11 protein-coding genes and 3 tRNA genes are annotated in these 16,586 nt (G+C 58.5%); 11 read left to right on the forward strand and 3 right to left on the reverse strand.

The genetic code is table 11. From position 1 onward, the window contains the following. Nucleotides 1–6: 6 nt before the first annotated feature. Entirely contained in the window at nucleotides 7–1,020 is a 1,014-nt protein-coding gene (locus tag ACZRMH_RS08540) for a DUF481 domain-containing protein (RefSeq protein ID WP_464013046.1), read from the reverse strand. Between the two features lie 140 nt (nucleotides 1,021–1,160). On the opposite strand from ACZRMH_RS08540, the gene ACZRMH_RS08545 reads away from it, so the two are divergent. The 4 genes from ACZRMH_RS08545 (at nucleotide 1,161) to ACZRMH_RS08560 (ending at nucleotide 5,890) form a co-directional block, all read left to right on the forward strand. Continuing rightward, nucleotides 1,161–1,514 (forward strand): MGMT family protein, encoded by a 354-nt coding sequence (locus ACZRMH_RS08545; RefSeq protein WP_464013047.1) that lies wholly within the window; start codon nucleotides 1,161–1,163, stop codon nucleotides 1,512–1,514. Between the two features lie 42 nt (nucleotides 1,515–1,556). Continuing rightward, nucleotides 1,557–3,101, forward strand: coding sequence for an AmpG family muropeptide MFS transporter (locus tag ACZRMH_RS08550; RefSeq protein ID WP_464013048.1), 1,545 nt, complete (start codon nucleotides 1,557–1,559; stop codon nucleotides 3,099–3,101). Nucleotides 3,102–3,203: 102 nt separating this feature from the next. Continuing rightward, entirely contained in the window at nucleotides 3,204–4,919 is a 1,716-nt protein-coding gene (locus tag ACZRMH_RS08555) for a proline--tRNA ligase (protein WP_464013049.1), read from the forward strand. A 17-nt stretch (nucleotides 4,920–4,936) separates the two neighbouring features. Continuing rightward, a complete protein-coding gene (locus ACZRMH_RS08560) occupies nucleotides 4,937–5,890 on the forward strand; it encodes a hypothetical protein (protein WP_464013050.1) in 954 nt (317 codons plus the stop codon). Between the two features lie 164 nt (nucleotides 5,891–6,054). Here ACZRMH_RS08560 and dinB read toward each other — a convergent pair whose 3' ends face one another. Then, a complete protein-coding gene (gene dinB, locus ACZRMH_RS08565; RefSeq protein WP_464013051.1) occupies nucleotides 6,055–7,116 on the reverse strand; it encodes a DNA polymerase IV in 1,062 nt (353 codons plus the stop codon). Between the two features lie 289 nt (nucleotides 7,117–7,405). On the opposite strand from dinB, the gene ACZRMH_RS08570 reads away from it, so the two are divergent. From ACZRMH_RS08570 to ACZRMH_RS08590, 5 genes are all read left to right on the forward strand, one after another. Next, a tRNA-Met gene (locus tag ACZRMH_RS08570) sits at nucleotides 7,406–7,482 on the forward strand. A 269-nt stretch (nucleotides 7,483–7,751) separates the two neighbouring features. Continuing rightward, a tRNA-Met gene (locus ACZRMH_RS08575) sits at nucleotides 7,752–7,828 on the forward strand. 161 nt (nucleotides 7,829–7,989) lie between these two features. After that, nucleotides 7,990–8,066: transfer RNA gene (locus tag ACZRMH_RS08580), tRNA-Met, on the forward strand. 259 nt (nucleotides 8,067–8,325) lie between these two features. After that, nucleotides 8,326–10,968, forward strand: coding sequence for a bifunctional lysylphosphatidylglycerol flippase/synthetase MprF (gene mprF / locus ACZRMH_RS08585; RefSeq protein ID WP_464013052.1), 2,643 nt, complete (start codon nucleotides 8,326–8,328; stop codon nucleotides 10,966–10,968). Then, nucleotides 10,968–12,248: a virulence factor family protein gene (locus ACZRMH_RS08590; RefSeq protein ID WP_464013053.1), complete on the forward strand. Its 1,281-nt coding sequence runs from the start codon at nucleotides 10,968–10,970 to the stop codon at nucleotides 12,246–12,248. The genes mprF and ACZRMH_RS08590 overlap by 1 nt, the downstream gene beginning before the upstream one ends. Before the next feature lie 174 nt (nucleotides 12,249–12,422). On the opposite strand, the gene ACZRMH_RS08595 is transcribed toward ACZRMH_RS08590, so the two are convergent. Beyond that, nucleotides 12,423–14,324, reverse strand: coding sequence for a potassium transporter Kup (locus ACZRMH_RS08595; protein ID WP_464013054.1), 1,902 nt, complete (start codon nucleotides 14,322–14,324; stop codon nucleotides 12,423–12,425). Between the two features lie 342 nt (nucleotides 14,325–14,666). On the opposite strand from ACZRMH_RS08595, the gene rimO reads away from it, so the two are divergent. Together rimO and ACZRMH_RS08605 are read left to right on the forward strand one after the other, a co-directional pair. After that, nucleotides 14,667–16,007, forward strand: coding sequence for a 30S ribosomal protein S12 methylthiotransferase RimO (rimO, locus tag ACZRMH_RS08600; protein WP_464013055.1), 1,341 nt, complete (start codon nucleotides 14,667–14,669; stop codon nucleotides 16,005–16,007). A 104-nt stretch (nucleotides 16,008–16,111) separates the two neighbouring features. After that, a complete protein-coding gene (locus ACZRMH_RS08605) occupies nucleotides 16,112–16,576 on the forward strand; it encodes a GNAT family N-acetyltransferase (protein WP_464013056.1) in 465 nt (154 codons plus the stop codon). Nucleotides 16,577–16,586 lie beyond the last annotated feature (10 nt).

Genomic DNA, 16,586 nt, shown 5'->3' on the forward strand with positions numbered 1-16,586 from the left:
AATGTCTTACCAGGTAACACCAAAGCCGAAGGTATAACGGGTTTTGTTCAGCGCATTATCAGAGCCGCTCGAACTGCCAATGAGGTCTTTTTCAGCCTTGAGGTTGAGCGATGCCCATTCGGTGACTTTGTAACGCAAACCGATTTCGGAATCGAGGCTGTAGTCCGATGTTCCTTCCAACGACTTGCCCAGCTCGCCATTGGTAAAGAAGGAAACCGTTTTACCCATCAGGTAACGGTTGTAATCCCACTTCATGGCCAGCGAGTAGAAGTTGTCCTTCGTGCCATCAGAATATTCATAATCGGTGCGATTGAGCAGTGAACCCAGCGAGAATGCGCCCAGTTCATCATCCCAGAACTGGTAACCAGGACCTGTACCGACAGTGCGTTGGCGGGAGATGTCTTCCACCCGGTCACGGTTATAGGTCAGCCGACCTTGCCAGTACCACTTGTCACTGATGAAGTAATCCAGAGCATATTCCGCGGTCCAGTTGTCCGTCGTTACTACGTCGTTCTGAAACTCGCGGTTGTATTCGCCTTCGGCGTGATGACGCCAGGCGCCGTGGCGGGCAGTGGTCTTGAAATCGAGATCGTAGTCGTCGGTATCCTTGTCCGCCCGTTTGTAGTCCATCGCCACATCAACATTGCCTTTCCAGACCATGTCTTCGACCAGCGGTTTGGGCTTGATGATTTGCTGGATACTGGCCAGAGGCACGGTCTTGGGCGCCTCGCCGTTGGCCAGGGTCACGTTGCCGTCCTCGGCTGCCTGCAGTGACTTGGCCTTTTCACCGGTCCAGGCATCCTGCTTGACCAGCAACTCCTGGTCGCTCTCAAGGGTCTTGACCTGCTTCCAGTCGATGGGGACTGCGCCCGCATAGTCGGTCTGAATTAGCAGTTTGCCACCATCAAAGACTTTGATCTTGCCGCTCAGGCGGTCGCCGTTTTTCAACCAGACCGTATCGGCAATCACGGGCGTGGCAATAGTCAGAAATACAATGCATAACAGGGTTCTGGACAACATAAGCGGCTGCGAAACTCAGAATTGCGAAAGAATGACGGCATTATCCGGGTGGACACGCCCTTGAGGAAGAAAGACCGACTCATTATGTTGGAGTTCCTTCTATAGTTCAGTTAACCGCAACCCCCGACCAGACGTTCGCCGTGAATATACCCACAGACACTCCGCAAACCCCTGCCGAAATTCGCCGCACTGCGCTGTACTCAACCTTGATGCTGGTGCCCGAGGGTAGTGTGGTGACCTACGGCCAACTGGCCGAAATGGCCGGACTGGGTCGCGCTGCGCGCTGGGTCGGGCGAACCCTCAGCCAACTGCCGGAAGGCACTCGACTGCCCTGGCATCGGGTTCTCGCTGCCGGCGGTCGTATCAGTTTGCCAGTAGGCAGCCCGTCCGGGGACGAACAGCGCGCGCGTTTGCGAGCCGAAGGTCTGACTATCATGAATAATCGTGTGGATATACAACGTCATGGCTGGCGCCAGATAGAGCACTACGGTTAGAGTGCGCCCTTTGTTTCCGCAACCAGAGGCAGACTCCAGTCCATGCCCCGTAAAACCTGGCGCGAAGCGCTAGCTGCCTATTCCAGCCCCTCGACCCTTGTGCTGTTGCTGCTCGGTTTCGCCGCCGGTTTGCCGTACATGCTGGTGTTTTCAACCCTTTCCGTGTGGCTGCGCGAGGCCGGTGTGGCCCGTGAAACCATTGGTTATGCGAGCCTGATCGGGCTGGCCTATGCCTTTAAATGGGTGTGGTCACCGCTGCTGGACCAGTGGCGTTTGCCGCTGCTCGGCAAACTGGGCCGGCGCCGCTCGTGGCTGGTGCTGTCGCAGACCCTGGTAATCCTGGGCCTGATCGGCATGGGTTTCTGTGACCCGCAAAAACATCTGTCCTGGCTGATTGCCATTGCGGTGGTGGTGTCTTTCGCTTCGGCGACCCAGGACATAGCCGTCGACGCCTATCGCCTGGAGATCGCTGAAGACAACCGCCAGGCTGCGCTCGCCGCCAGCTACATGTCCGGTTATCGCGTGGCGGCCCTGCTGGCCACCGCTGGCGCCCTGTTCTTTGCCGAGGGCTTCGGCTCCACCGGCTTCAACTACAAACACTCGGCCTGGACCGGCACCTATGTGCTGTTCGGCTTGCTGATGGTTCCGGCGCTGCTCACCACCCTGTTTATGCGTGAGCCGCCGGTGCCGTTGCGCACTCAGCTGTCGGCCGGGCGCTACAGTTTCGGTCACCAGTTGGCGTCTGTATTTGTACTGATCGTGTTGCTGGTTTCAGTCCCGGCCATGTTCACCCAGCTCTACAACACCGATTTTGCCGGGGTGCTGTTTGAAGGCGTCAGCCCGCTCAATCTGGTGCTGGAAGACCGGGCATTTCTGCGCGCCATCCTTTACACCCTGCTCACGGTACTGTGCCTGTCATCTATCGGACGACGAGGTTTGGCGCCAGTTCTGACGCCGGTTAACGATTTTATCGTGCGCTATCGCTGGCAGGCCTTGCTGCTGCTGGGGCTGATCGCCACCTATCGCATGTCGGACACGGTCATGGGCGTCATGGCCAACGTGTTCTATATCGACCAGGGTTTCACCAAAGACCAGATTGCCGGTGTCAGCAAGATTTTCGGCCTGATCATGACCCTTGTAGGCGCCGGCATGGGGGGGTTGTTGATCGTGCGCTTCGGCATTTTGCCGATCCTGCTGATTGGTGGGGCAGCATCAGCAAGTACCAACCTGCTGTTTATGTTGCTGGCGGACATGGGCCCGAACCTGGACATGCTGATCGTCACCATTTCACTCGACAACTTCAGCTCCGGCCTCGCCACTTCTGCGTTCGTGGCCTACCTGTCCAGCCTGACCAACCTCAAGTTTTCTGCCACCCAATACGCCCTGCTCAGCTCAATCATGCTGTTGCTGCCGCGCTTGATGGGCGGTTACTCGGGGGTCATGGTCGAGAAGTTCGGCTATCACAACTTCTTTATCATCACTGCGGTAATGGGCATCCCGACGCTGCTGCTGATCGGCCTGCACTGGTACCAGGAAAGCCGCCGGGCCCGCCAGAATCCCGCAGTCGACCTCGAAAAACACCCGTAAATACTGGGGGGAGCCGCTCTCCCCCGCCCACCCTGTACGCAAGCAGCACTCGCCCGTACAATGCCCGTCATATCTAGTCATCAGCAACGGCACCGGCTAACCATGCGCACCAGTCAATATTTGCTCGCCACACAGAAAGAAACGCCTTCCGATGCGGTCGTTATCAGCCACCAGCTGATGCTGCGCGCCGGCATGATTCGCAAACTCGCTTCCGGCCTGTACACCTGGCTGCCCATGGGCCTGCGGATCATGCGCAAGGCCGAAGCCATTGTTCGTGAAGAAATGAACGCTGCAGGCGCTCTTGAAGTGCTGATGCCGAGCATCCAGCCCGCTGAGCTGTGGCAGGAATCCGGGCGCTGGGAAGAATACGGCGCTGAACTGCTGCGCCTGAAAGATCGCCACGGGCGCGAATTCTGCGTGGGCCCGACCCACGAAGAGGTCATTACCGACCTGTGCCGCAACGAGCTGAACAGCTACAAGCAGTTGCCGATCAATCTGTACCAGATCCAGACCAAATTCCGTGATGAAACACGCCCGCGCTTCGGCTTGATGCGCGGTCGCGAGTTCATCATGAAGGATGCCTACTCCTTCCACGTAGACAATGCTTCGCTGCAGGTCACCTATGACCGCATGCACCAGGCCTATTGCAACGTGTTCACCCGCCTGGGCCTGAACTTCCGCCCTGTACAAGCGGACAACGGCTCCATCGGCGGCGCCGGCTCCCACGAATTCCACGTGCTGGCCGAATCCGGCGAAGACGATATCGTGTTCAGCAACGGTTCCGATTACGCGGCCAACATCGAAAAAGCCGAAGCCGTTCCAGCCGAAACCTCGCGCCCTGCTGCTACTCAAGAGCTGCGCCTGGTGGACACGCCGGACGCCAAGACCATCATTCAATTGGTAGAAGGCTACGACCTGCCAATCGAAAAAACCGTCAAGACCCTGATCGTTCACGCTGCCGAAGAAGGCAAGCTGATCGCTCTGGTAATCCGTGGCGATCACGAGCTGAACGAAATCAAGGCGGGCAACCACCCGCTGGTAGCCAGCCCGCTGACCATGGCTTCGGACGCAGAACTGCGTGACGCCATCGGCGCTGGCGCTGGCTCCCTGGGGCCGTTGAACCTGCCACTGCCGTGCATCATCGACCGCTCGGTCGAGCTGATGAGCGACTTTGGTGTTGGTGCCAATATCGATGACAAGCACTACTTTGGCGTCAACTGGGAACGCGACCTGCCAGTACCGACCGTTGCCGACTTGCGCAATGTGGTCGCTGGCGACCCGAGCCCGGATGGCAAAGGCACGCTGGAAATCAAGCGCGGCATCGAAGTGGGTCACATCTTCCAGCTGGGCACCAAGTACAGCGAAGCGATGAAGTGCCAGGTGCTGGGCGAAAACGGCAAGCCGGTTACCCTGGCAATGGGCTGCTACGGCATTGGCGTTTCCCGCGTGGTTGCCGCTGCCATCGAGCAGAACAACGACGAGCGCGGCATTATCTGGAGCGATGCCCTGGCCCCGTTCCAGATTGCCCTGGTACCCCTGCGCTACGAAACCGAAGCCGTACGCGAAGCCACCGACAAGCTTTACGCCGAACTGACAGGCGCAGGCTTTGAAGTGCTGCTGGACGACCGTGACAAGAAAACCAGCCCCGGCATCAAGTTCGCCGACATGGAACTGATTGGCATCCCTCACCGGATCGTGGTCAGTGACCGTGGCCTTGCAGAAGGCAATCTGGAATACAAGAGCCGCACCGAAGCAGAGCCACAAGCCCTGCCAGTTGCTGATGTGCTTGCCTTCCTTCAGGCCCGTATCGCTCGCTGAAACCAGATAGAGGCGTCATGTTCAAGCGAAACACCTTAACCCTCGGGGGCGCCGCCATGTGCGGCGCCCTGCTGTTGGGCGGCTGTGCCAATCACATGTCGCAACGCAGCGAGCACGAGGAGCGCATCGAGCGCAAACTGCTCGCCCACAGCCTGCAGATCGATGTTGGCTCGCCAGCGGTGCTTGAGCTGCCGCAACGCCGTGTACGCATCAATGAACAAAAGACCTTCGAGGTCACCGAGTTCGATGTCACACGCCATTACGACCGCTACACCCCTTACCAGCCCTGGCGCGAGGTCTATGAGGTACCGCTGGGTGCCGTGGCCATCGTCGCCGGGGTGGGTGCCAATGTGCTTAACGTGTTCATGTTCGGGCAACTGCCTGACAGCGTGACCAAGGACTGGATCAATTACGGCTTCGCGGGCATCAACCCGGCGATGAACGTACAGTCACATGGCCGCGCCGAGCAGAACCTGGCCGGTATTGATGATGTTCAGCGCGACAAGCGCCTGGAATATTCAAGCCTGCCATGGGCTGAGCGCCCGGTTGTGGTCAAGGCCGGCAAACAGACCCATGAACTGACCACCGACCGCCATGGCGTGCTGCGCCTCAACCTGCTGGACAGCCCTTTTGCCGAGCAGGACCTCAATCACATCGGCAAACTGACTATCATGGTTGAAGATGCCCAGGACGAAACCCACTCGGATTCGACCTTGTCGATCAGCAGCCATTTACGCGGCAAGCTGCTCGAAGCGCACAACCTGATCTATGACGACCTGGAGGGTGACGACGTCAACCAATGGGTACATCGGGTCAAGCGCCTGTCAGAACTGGGACTGGAAGAAGAAGCCAGCGAACTGGAACAAAGCCTGATCGAACTCACGCGCAACGACCCAGAGTTGCAACGTGAATTCCTGCACTCTTTGACCAAGGATGCCGGGCGGCTGGTGGCGGATCCCGGGGTCAGCTGACGCCAGCCCCGCTCCCACATAATGATCCCGGCAAGGTCCGAATTTTGTGAGCACCGCAAAACCTGTGGGAGCTGGCTTGCCAGCGATGCAGACAACTCGGTATAGCAGGCACATCGAGTGGATACCATCGCGAGCAAGCCCGCTCCCACCAGGGTTCGAATCGCCTAGCGAGTGAACAACTCCAGTTGCTCATGCCCATTGTTCAAATCCTGCAAACGCACACCAAGCCCGAGCAATCGCACGGGCTTGGCACCGCGTGCAAATGCCTGGCTCAACAACCCCTCATAACTCTCAAGGTCACGCCCGGCGCCCGACTGCTCCAGCGTGGTCTGGGTAAAGTCGTGGAACTTCACTTTGACAAAGGGTTTGCCCGGGCGATAACTGCTGTCGATACGAGCAATGCGCCGAGTCAGTGTCTCAAGCAATTCCGGGAGCTTTTCCAGGCAACTGGCCAAATCCGGCAAGTCGGTATCGTAAGTGTTTTCTACGCTGACTGACTGACGCCGACTATCACTCTGCACCAAACGCTCATCAATCCCACGCGCCAACCCCCACAACCGCTCACCAAAACTGCCAAATTCACGCACCAAGGCCAGCTTGTTCCAATCACGCAGTTGCAGGCAGGTTTCGATACCCAGACGCCCGAGCTTGTCCGCTGTTACCTTGCCTACGCCGTGCAGCTTGTTGACCGGCAAGGCCGAGACAAAGTCTTCGACCTGATCCGGAGTAATCACGAACAACCCGTTGGGTTTGCGCCAGTCACTGGCGATCTTGGCCAGAAACTTGTTTGGCGCCACGCCCGCCGACACCGTGATATGCAACTGATTGGAGACCCTGCGCCGAATCTCCTGAGCAATGCGCGTGGCACTGCCAGCAAAGTGCGGGCTATCAGACACGTCCAGATAAGCCTCGTCCAGGGACAGCGGCTCGATCAACTCGGTGTAATCGCGCAAGATACCGTGAATTTCTTTAGATGCTTCTTTATAAGCATCCATCCTGCCATTGACGATAATCAGGTCCGGGCACAGCTTTAGCGCATGCCGGGATGCCATCGCCGAGCGCACACCGTAGGCCCGCGCTTCGTAGTTACAAGTTGAAATCACCCCACGCCGATCCGCCGAGCCCCCGACAGCCATAGGCCTGTTTGCCAGGCTCGGGTCATCACGCATCTCAATAGCGGCATAGAAACAGTCACAGTCGACGTGGATGATTTTGCGCTGTGTCATGTAAGACGGCGTTCTTAAAGGGAGTAGGCAATGCAGATCGTCAGTATGTCACCACGAACTGTATATAGCACCAGTAGTCTTGATTCTGGCCGACAGACGTGGGAATTTTCGGCGCTAAATTTGTTTTTTCAATCGAACCACAGCTTCCAATAGAGCTACAGACCATACAAAACGGGGGCTGCAGCCATTTTCATAACTGCTTTTTCTATCTAACCAATTGAAGCAGAACGCTTTTTTCTAAATTAACGTTTGACAGCCCGGCGGATCGCTGTAGAATCCACCCCACAGACGCGGGATGGAGCAGTCTGGTAGCTCGTCGGGCTCATAACCCGAAGGTCGTCGGTTCAAATCCGGCTCCCGCAACCAAACATCGAAAAAGGCTACTCGAAAGAGTGGCCTTTTTTGTGCGTGCGTGTTTTGTCGCACCTATCTGCAGTCGCTGCCGCAGGCTGCGATGGGAGTGCGCAGCAGCCCTGCTTTCTTTAGCTGTTTGCTGACGAAGGTCCTTCGGACCTTATCGCAGCCTTCGGCAGCGACTACAAAATTGCGTACCAGCATCATTTCGACCTTATTTACATCATTTACGCATTAAAGGTTGACTCCCCCGCTCATCACTGTAGAGTGCGCCCCACAGACGCGGGATGGAGCAGTCTGGTAGCTCGTCGGGCTCATAACCCGAAGGTCGTCGGTTCAAATCCGGCTCCCGCAACCAAACATTAAAAGGCTACTCGAAAGAGTGGCCTTTTTTGTGCCCGGGTGTTTTTGCCCTCCTCCTGCCAATCGCAGGAAATGGATTAAAACCGGGTATTTCAAGCGCTTACGTGATTTAAGGGTTGACACCTGCACGATCCGCTGTAGAATCCACCACACAGACGCGGGATGGAGCAGTCTGGTAGCTCGTCGGGCTCATAACCCGAAGGTCGTCGGTTCAAATCCGGCTCCCGCAACCAAACATCAAAAAAGGCTACTCGAAAGAGTGGCCTTTTTTGTGCGTGCTCGAAAAGTTCGGGTCAGGCGTTTATTGACATTAAACGTCATATTTCTGAAAGTCCGCTCGTCTATGCTTCGCGACAGCAATTACCCTTTTTCCTCAGGCTAAACCTGAACCTTAGGCAAACGGCTGTACATATTTAGAAATATTTTGACCAAAAGGATTGGTAACTTGAGCCTATGCCTCCATCCTATCGCGCACGATCCACGAGGTGATTGATGCCCGATAATTCGCCAGAACTTAAAGAAACCGTTACAGCAGCCCATCCAATTGCCGCGACCCGTTTGCGCTGGCTGGATTTGCTGAGCAAGTATCGCCAGCCCATTGGCCTGGCGCTCACATTGCTGCTGTTTGCCATAGCGCTGATTGCCTGTCGCCATCTGCTCAGCGAACTTGACCTGTATGCCCTGCACGACTCGATCCTGGAAGTCCCCAAGCCCGCCCTGCTCGGCGCCGTGGCTGCTACTGCCGTGGGCTTCCTGATTTTGCTCGGCTATGAGTGGTCAGCCAGCCGCTACGCCGGGGTCAAACTGCCACCTAAAACTCTGGCGCTGGGCGGCTTTACCGCCTTTGCCATTGGCAATGCCATCGGCTTGTCGCTGCTTTCTGGCGGCTCGGTGCGCTATCGCCTGTATGCACGTCATGGCGTAGGGGCATCGGAAGTCGCCCATATGACGCTGTTCGCCAGCCTGTCTCTGGGCTGCGCACTGCCGCCCCTGGCAGCATTGGCAACGCTGAGCAACCTGCCCGCAGCCTCCGCCGCCCTGCATATTCCGGCCTGGATACTGGGTTCGATCGCCTTCGCGGTACTGGCGCTGTTTGCCGTGCTGGCGCTGGGCATCTACCGCCGACGCCTGCCCGAGCAACCGATCCCGGATAACCTGCTGGTAAAGGCCGGGCGTCGCACGTTACGCCTGCCAAGCCCGCGCCTGACCCTGCTGCAACTGGTGATTACCGCACTGGACGTGGCCGCTGCTGCCACCGTGCTGTATTTACTGCTGCCTGAAGCTCCGCCTTTTGGCGCCTTTATACTGGTTTACCTGCTGGCACTGGCGGCTGGCGTTCTTAGCCATGTACCCGGCGGTGTCGGTGTCTTTGAAGCGATCCTGCTGGCCGCCTTTGCCGACAAGCTGGGTGCCGCACCACTGGCTGCCGCCCTGCTGCTGTATCGCATGATCTACGTGATCCTGCCGCTGCTGATCGCCTGCCTGATGCTGTTGATGAACGAAGCCCAGCGCCTGATCCATACCCGGCAAAGCCTGCGGGTTGCCTCGGGCCTGGCAGCGCCGGTACTGGCGATACTGGTATTTATGTCTGGCGTGGTGTTGCTGTTTTCCGGCGCCACCCCCGAGATCGACACACGCCTTGAACATATCGGTTTTCTGATCCCCCATCGCCTGGTTGATGCCTCGCACTTTGGCGCCAGCCTGATCGGCGTGCTCTGCCTGCTATTGGCCCAGGGCCTGCGCCGACGCCTGTCAGCCGCCTGGATGCTGACCACCATTCTGTTGCTGGCAGGCGCCGTACTGTCCCTGCTCAAGGGCTTTGACTGGGAAGAGGCCACTATCCTGGTCCTGACCGCCAGCCTGCTGGGGCTGTTCCGCCGCTCGTTCTACCGCCCGAGCCGCCTGACCGAGCTGCCGTTTTCGCCGCTGTATCTGGTGGCCAGCATCTGCGTGCTGGGCGCTTCGATCTGGCTGCTGCTGTTTGCCTATCAGGACGTTCCGTACAGCCATCAGCTGTGGTGGCAATTCACCCTCGACTCAGACGCCCCAAGAGGCCTGCGCTCGCTGCTGGGTGCCGCCGTGCTGCTGGTGGTCGTGTCCCTGACCTGGCTGCTGCGCACCGCCCGCCCGGTGATCCACCTGCCCGATGCCGTCGAACTGGAAAAGGCCGGCAAGATCATTCTCGCCTCCGACCAGCCCGACGGCGGCCTGGCCCTGACCGGCGACAAGGCCCTGCTGTTCCACCCGGACGACAACGCCTTCTTGATGTATGCCCGCCGCGGACGCAGCCTGGTGGCACTGTATGACCCGATCGGACCACCGCAGCAGCGTGCCGAGTTGATCTGGCAGTTTCGCGACCTGTGCGACACCGTCCACGCCCGCCCTGTGTTCTATCAAGTCCGCGCCGAAAACCTGCCGTTCTATATGGACATCGGCCTGACTGCGATCAAGCTCGGCGAAGAAGCCCGGGTCGACTTGCACCGTTTTGATCTCGAAGCCAAGGGCAAAGAGATGAAGGACCTGCGTTACACCTGGAACCGTGGCACCCGTGACGGCCTGTCACTGGAAATTCACGAACCGGGTGAAGCACCGATGGATGAGCTCAAGGTGATTTCGGATGCCTGGCTCACCGGCAAGAATGTGCGCGAAAAAGGCTTCTCTCTGGGACGTTTCAGTGAGGAGTACATCAAGCACTTTCGCGTGGCGATCATCCGCTTCGAAGGCAAACCGGTGGCTTTCGCCAACTTGCTTGAGACCCACAGCCACGAGCTGTCGAGCCTCGACCTGATGCGTGCCCACCCAGACGCCCCGAAACTGACCATGGAGTTCATGATGGTCGGCCTGATTCAGCATTATAAAAAGCATGGATACGCACGTTTCAGCCTGGGGATGGTACCTCTGTCCGGCCTGCAACCGCGGCGTGGCGCACCTCTGACCCAGCGTCTGGGGTCGATGTTGTTCCAGCGCGGCGAGCACCTGTACAACTTCCAGGGTTTGCGTCGCTTTAAAGACAAATTCCAGCCTGACTGGGAACCTCGTTATATGGCCGTGCCCGCCGGACTCGATCCGCTGGTAGCGCTGGCTGATACCGCCGCCCTGATTGCAGGCGGCTTGACTGGATTGGTGAAACGTTAATGAAACATCGTTCCTGGCGGTTTTTGTTGCTTGCCTTGATAGTTCTGGTCGCGCTGGCAGCAGGCGGCTATTGGTGGTGGAATCGTCCGGCTCCAGAACCGACGATAGAACACCTGAGCCAAGCCGATGGCTCGACCCTGACCAAGGTTACTCCCGGGCAGAAAGCCCAGGCACAGGTGGTGATCGCCACCCCTGCCGAAGAAGCCCTTAATGACAAGCAGCTGCTGGCCTTGAGCCGTGGCGGTAAAGCGCAGCTGGTGCAAGTGATCCTGCCCAAGGACGATTGCACCCTGCAGCAGCAGGCGCTGCAAACCGCACTGCAACAGCTCAAGGGCCCGGCAACCCTGGTCAGCGGTATCGGCCCCGGAGCAACCCTGGCCTGGCGCTGGCTGGCCGAGCAAAGCAACGACAAGGCCCAGGCTGTGTCGGTAGGCTTCAAGCTGGAAGAACCTGGCTGCGCCCTGCCCGTGCCGAAAACTGCTGCCCACGGTAACTGGCTGGTGGCCTGGAACGACAACCCTGATGACCCTAGCGCCGCTTTCGTACGCGACCAGCCTAATGCGCAGACCAGCATCAGCGATTACGACATTCACTACCCCCAGGTACTGAGCAACGAGTTGCGCAAGATACTGGTGGGCGATGAGAACGGCGGGCTGAGCATGCCGGTGGTCGAAGTGCCTGCTGGCCAGCAGAACAGCACCGTGACCCTGTTCCTCTCCGGTGACGGTGGCTGGCGTGACCTGGATCGCGACGTGGCCGGGGAAATGGCCAAGATCGGCTACCCGGTAGTGGGCATCGACATGCTGCGCTACTACTGGCAGCACAAGACTCCCGAGCAAAGCGCCACCGACCTGACCGAACTGATGCAGCACTACCGGCAAAAATGGGGCACTCAGCGCTTTGTGCTGGTGGGCTACTCGTTTGGTGCAGACGTGCTGCCTGCCACCTATAACCGCCTGCCCGAAGCCGAGCAAAAGCGCGTTGACTCAATCATGCTGCTGGCATTTGCCCGCAGTGGCAGCTTTGAGATTCACGTTGATGGCTGGCTGGGCAAGGCCGGTGCAGAAGCCGATACCGGGGAAGAGATGTCCAAATTGCCTGCGAGCAAAGTGGTGTGCATCTATGGTGCAGAAGAGGTCGATGAAAGCGGCTGCACCGCCAAGACTGCCGTGGGCGAAAGCCTCAAGCTGCCCGGCGGCCATCACTTTGACGAGAACTACCCGGCACTGGCACAGCGTCTGGTGGACCTGATCAAGAAGCATCAGGCCACTACCGAGTAAGTCGGGCACCCTGATGAGAACTGTGGGAGCGGGCTTGCTCGCGATGGCATCAACGCGGTTAGCCTGAAAAACCGCATCGCGAGCAAGCCCGCTCCCACATTAGTCTCTTCCCGGTAACAACCAAAAAAGCCCCGACTCTCGCGAGCCGGGGCTTTTTGTACCGCCTGAGCGGGATTACATCTCGACCTGCGTCCCCAACTCAATCACCCGATTGACCGGCAGCTTAAAGAACCTCAGGTTGCTATTGGCATTCTTGAGCATGAAAGCGAACAAACCTTCGCGCCAACGCGCCATACCCACCAGTTTGGAAGCAATCACCGTCTCCCGGCTAAGGAAGTAAGTGGTGCGCATCGGGCTGAAATCCAGCTCATCGAGATGGCATAGTTTGAGTGCCTCGGGCACATCTGGCTCATCCATAAAGCCGAAGTGCAAAATCACCCGGAAGAACCCGTCCCCATAGGCGTCCACCTCAAAGCGCCGCGAAGCGGGCACCCGCGGCGAGTCTTCGTTGACCACCGTGAGCAATACCACCTGCTCATGCAGCACCTGGTTGTGCAGCAGGTTGTGCAACAGCGCATGGGGCACCGCATCCGGACGCGCGGTCAGAAACACCGCAGTACCCTTCACCCGGTGCGGCGGCTGAACCCGAATGCTGCTGATAAACAGCGGCAGCGGCAGTGCGCTTTCATCAAGACGGTCCACCAGCAGTTGCTTGCCGCGCCGCCAGGTGGTCATCAGGATAAACAGCACAATCCCCGCCAGCACCGGGAATGCCCCACCCTGGAAGATTTTCGGTACGTTGGCGATAAAGAACAGCCCGTCTACCAGCAAAAAGCCGATCAGCACCGGCACGGCCAGAACAGGTGGCCACTTCCACAACAGCAACATCACCGCAGACACCAGAATACTGGTAATCAGCATGGTTCCGGTCACCGCCACCCCGTAGGCCGAAGCCAGGGCACCCGAGGATTCAAAGCCCAGCACCAGCAAAATCACCCCAACCATCAGCGACCAGTTCACCGCACCAATATAAATCTGCCCCTGCTCGGCACTGGAGGTGTGCTGGATATGCATGCGCGGGATATAACCCAGCTGAATCGCCTGATGGGTCAGAGAGAAGGCCCCGGAAATCACCGCCTGGGAGGCAATGACCGTCGCCAGCGTCGCCAGCCCTACCAAGGGAACCAGCGCCCACGCCGGTGCCAGCAGGTAGAACGGGTTGCGCGCAGCTTCAGGGTTTTCCAGCAGCAACGCGCCCTGACCGAAGTAATTGAGCACCAGCGCTGGCAGCACCAGAATGAACCAGGCCCGGGCAATCGGCTTGCGGCCAAAGTGGCCCATATCGGCATACAGCGCCTCGGCCCCGGTCAACGCCAGCACCACGGCGCCCAAAATGGCCACGCCCATGCCAGGGTGAGAGACAAAGAAGCGCACGCCCCATATCGGGTTTAGCGCATTAAGCACTTCAGGGTGCTGAACGATACCGTGGATCCCCAGCCCGCCCAGCACCACAAACCACACCACCATGACCGGCCCGAACAGCTTGCCGATACTGGCCGTACCATGGCGCTGAATCAGGAACAGCAGCACCAGCACAATCAGGGCCAGCGGCACTACCCAGCGCTCCAGCCCGTCGAATGCCAGCTCAAGCCCTTCCACAGCGGAAAGCACCGAGATCGCCGGAGTAATCATGCTGTCGCCGTAAAACAGCGCAGCACCGATCAGCCCCAGGATCACCAGCACCGAACGCAACCGCGGATAAGGTGACGCCGCCCGTCGCGCCAAAGCGGTCAGGGCCATGATGCCGCCCTCACCTTCGTTGTCGGCCCGCAGGATAAACAGCACGTACTTGATCGAGACCACCCAGATCAGCGACCACAGGATCAGCGCCAAAATACCGAAGACACCGTCATGGTTGACCTGTACACCATACCCGCCGGAAAACACCTCTTTAAGGGTGTACAAAGGGCTGGTACCGATATCGCCATACACCACCCCCACCGCCGCAACCAGCATCCCGATAGGCTTTGCCTTGGAGTGACCGTCTTCTGCCGCCTGACTGCTTGCCTGCCCCATCAACCACTCCTACGACCCTGGGTCGCGATTCTTAATGGCCTACGCTACGTTTGATCAGCAGCATGCGCTGATTTTACGAATCTGATCCACGAAATTCGGCTGATTGAAAACCCTGTTTTCGCGACGGCGCGCAGCATAGCGCAGCACTCGTCGTAAATCCCCGTATAACGCTGGTCAAGTACGTTGACCATAGCTAAAATTGCGCACTTTTTTTGATCAGAGGCGCACAAGAGCCTGTTACCGCTTGGTTGATAACCTCAACAAAGCGCCAACAGACCCAAAGCGCCCGCTCGTCGTGCAGCCTTTACGGGCATGTAACGTCACTACATACCGAGGTTCGCCATGTCCACCATTACCCCCAAGTCAGCCAACCCCAAGGTTGGCTTTGTTTCACTGGGTTGCCCAAAGGCGTTAGTTGACTCCGAGCGCATCCTTACGCAGCTGCGCATGGAAGGCTATGACGTCGTTTCTACCTATCAGGACGCTGATGTCGTGGTGGTCAACACCTGCGGCTTTATCGACAGCGCCAAGGCCGAATCCCTCGAAGTGATCGGCGAGGCCATCAAAGAAAACGGCAAGGTCATCGTGACCGGCTGCATGGGCGTCGAAGAAGGCAATATCCGCAACGTACACCCGAGCGTGCTGGCCGTTACCGGCCCGCAGCAGTATGAGCAGGTCGTCAATGCCGTACACCAGGTGGTGCCACCGCGTCAGGACCACAACCCGCTGATCGACCTGGTACCGCCACAGGGCGTCAAGCTGACGCCCCGTCACTATGCCTACCTGAAGATTTCCGAAGGCTGCAACCACAGCTGCAGCTTCTGCATTATCCCGTCGATGCGCGGCAAGCTGGTCAGCCGCCCGGTTGGCGACGTCCTCGACGAAGCCCAGCGCCTGGTCAAGGCCGGCGTGAAAGAGCTGCTGGTGATCTCCCAGGACACCAGCGCCTACGGCGTTGATGTGAAATACCGCACCGGTTTCTGGAACGGCGCGCCGGTCAAGACACGCATGACCGAACTCTGCGAAGCCCTCAGCTCCCTGGGCGTATGGGTGCGCCTGCACTACGTTTACCCGTACCCGCACGTTGACGAGCTGATCCCGTTGATGGCCGCCGGCAAGATCCTGCCGTACCTGGACATCCCGTTCCAGCACGCCAGCCCGAAAGTGCTCAAGGCCATGAAGCGCCCGGCATTTGAAGACAAGACCCTGGCCCGGATCAAGAACTGGCGCGTGATTTGCCCGGACCTGATCATCCGCTCGACCTTTATCGTCGGCTTCCCCGGCGAAACCGAAGAAGACTTCCAGTACCTGCTCGACTGGCTGACTGAAGCCCAACTCGATCGTGTAGGTTGCTTCCAGTACTCGCCGGTAGAAGGCGCACCTGCCAACCTGCTGGACGCGGCCATTGTGCCGGACGACGTCAAGCAGGATCGCTGGGACCGCTTTATGGCCCATCAACAGGCCATCAGCGCAGCACGCCTGCAGATGAAGATCGGCAAGGAAATCGAAGTGCTGATCGACGAAGTTGACGAGCAAGGCGCTGTAGGCCGCTGCTTCTTTGACGCGCCGGAAATCGACGGCAACGTGTTTATCGCCACCGAGAAAGACATCAAGCCGGGCGACAAGATCATGTGCCGCGTCACCGATGCCGACGAGTATGACTTGTGGGCTGAAGTGATCTAAATCGCGACTGCTCCGCAAAAAGCCCTGCCGCTCTCGCGCCAGGGCTTTTTTAACGGCTATCGTTAGCCTATTGCTTACATCATCAGTGTCAGGAGACACGCACGATGCAACACAAATGGGTTATCCATACGCCACGCCTTGCCGACTTTGAAGAACTGACCAACGTATGGGAAGCATCGGTGCGCGCCACCCATGACTTTTTGCCTGACAGCTATATCCAGCTGTTGCGCGGCCTGGTCAAGGACCAGTACCTGGATGCCGTGATGCTGATCTGCTGCAAGGACCCGACCAGCAAACGCATTACCGGCTTTGCCGGGGTCGCGGCCGGCAAGGTCGAAATGCTGTTTATCCACCCCGATTACCGGGGACAAGGCATCGGCAAGTGCCTGCTGCTGTTCGCCATCAATGAACTGAATGCCGAACGCCTGGACGTCAATGAGCAAAACCCGCAAGCCATCGGCTTTTACCTCAAACAGGGCTTTGAAGCTGTCGGACGCTGCGAAAAGGACGGCATGGGCCAGCCTTACCCTTTGTTACACCTGCGGTATAAACGCCCAGCACGCGCATAAGGCAAATGTA

The sequence above is a fragment of the Pseudomonas sp. B414 genome, from assembly GCF_055408445.1.

What these genes read in the sequence shown, in the direction of transcription:
- ACZRMH_RS08595 (WP_464013054.1), bottom strand. Translation starts at nt 14,324, where the DNA reads ATGGGGCAGGCAAGCAGTCAGGCGGCAGAAGACGGTCACTCCAAGGCA.
- ACZRMH_RS08590 (WP_464013053.1), top strand. Translation starts at nt 10,968, where the DNA reads ATGAAACATCGTTCCTGGCGGTTTTTGTTGCTTGCCTTGATAGTTCTG.
- ACZRMH_RS08550 (WP_464013048.1), top strand. Translation starts at nt 1,557, where the DNA reads ATGCCCCGTAAAACCTGGCGCGAAGCGCTAGCTGCCTATTCCAGCCCC.
- ACZRMH_RS08540 (WP_464013046.1), bottom strand. Translation starts at nt 1,020, where the DNA reads ATGTTGTCCAGAACCCTGTTATGCATTGTATTTCTGACTATTGCCACG.
- rimO (WP_464013055.1), top strand. Translation starts at nt 14,667, where the DNA reads ATGTCCACCATTACCCCCAAGTCAGCCAACCCCAAGGTTGGCTTTGTT.
- mprF (WP_464013052.1), top strand. Translation starts at nt 8,326, where the DNA reads ATGCCCGATAATTCGCCAGAACTTAAAGAAACCGTTACAGCAGCCCAT.
- ACZRMH_RS08555 (WP_464013049.1), top strand. Translation starts at nt 3,204, where the DNA reads ATGCGCACCAGTCAATATTTGCTCGCCACACAGAAAGAAACGCCTTCC.
- dinB (WP_464013051.1), bottom strand. Translation starts at nt 7,116, where the DNA reads ATGACACAGCGCAAAATCATCCACGTCGACTGTGACTGTTTCTATGCC.
- ACZRMH_RS08560 (WP_464013050.1), top strand. Translation starts at nt 4,937, where the DNA reads ATGTTCAAGCGAAACACCTTAACCCTCGGGGGCGCCGCCATGTGCGGC.
- ACZRMH_RS08605 (WP_464013056.1), top strand. Translation starts at nt 16,112, where the DNA reads ATGCAACACAAATGGGTTATCCATACGCCACGCCTTGCCGACTTTGAA.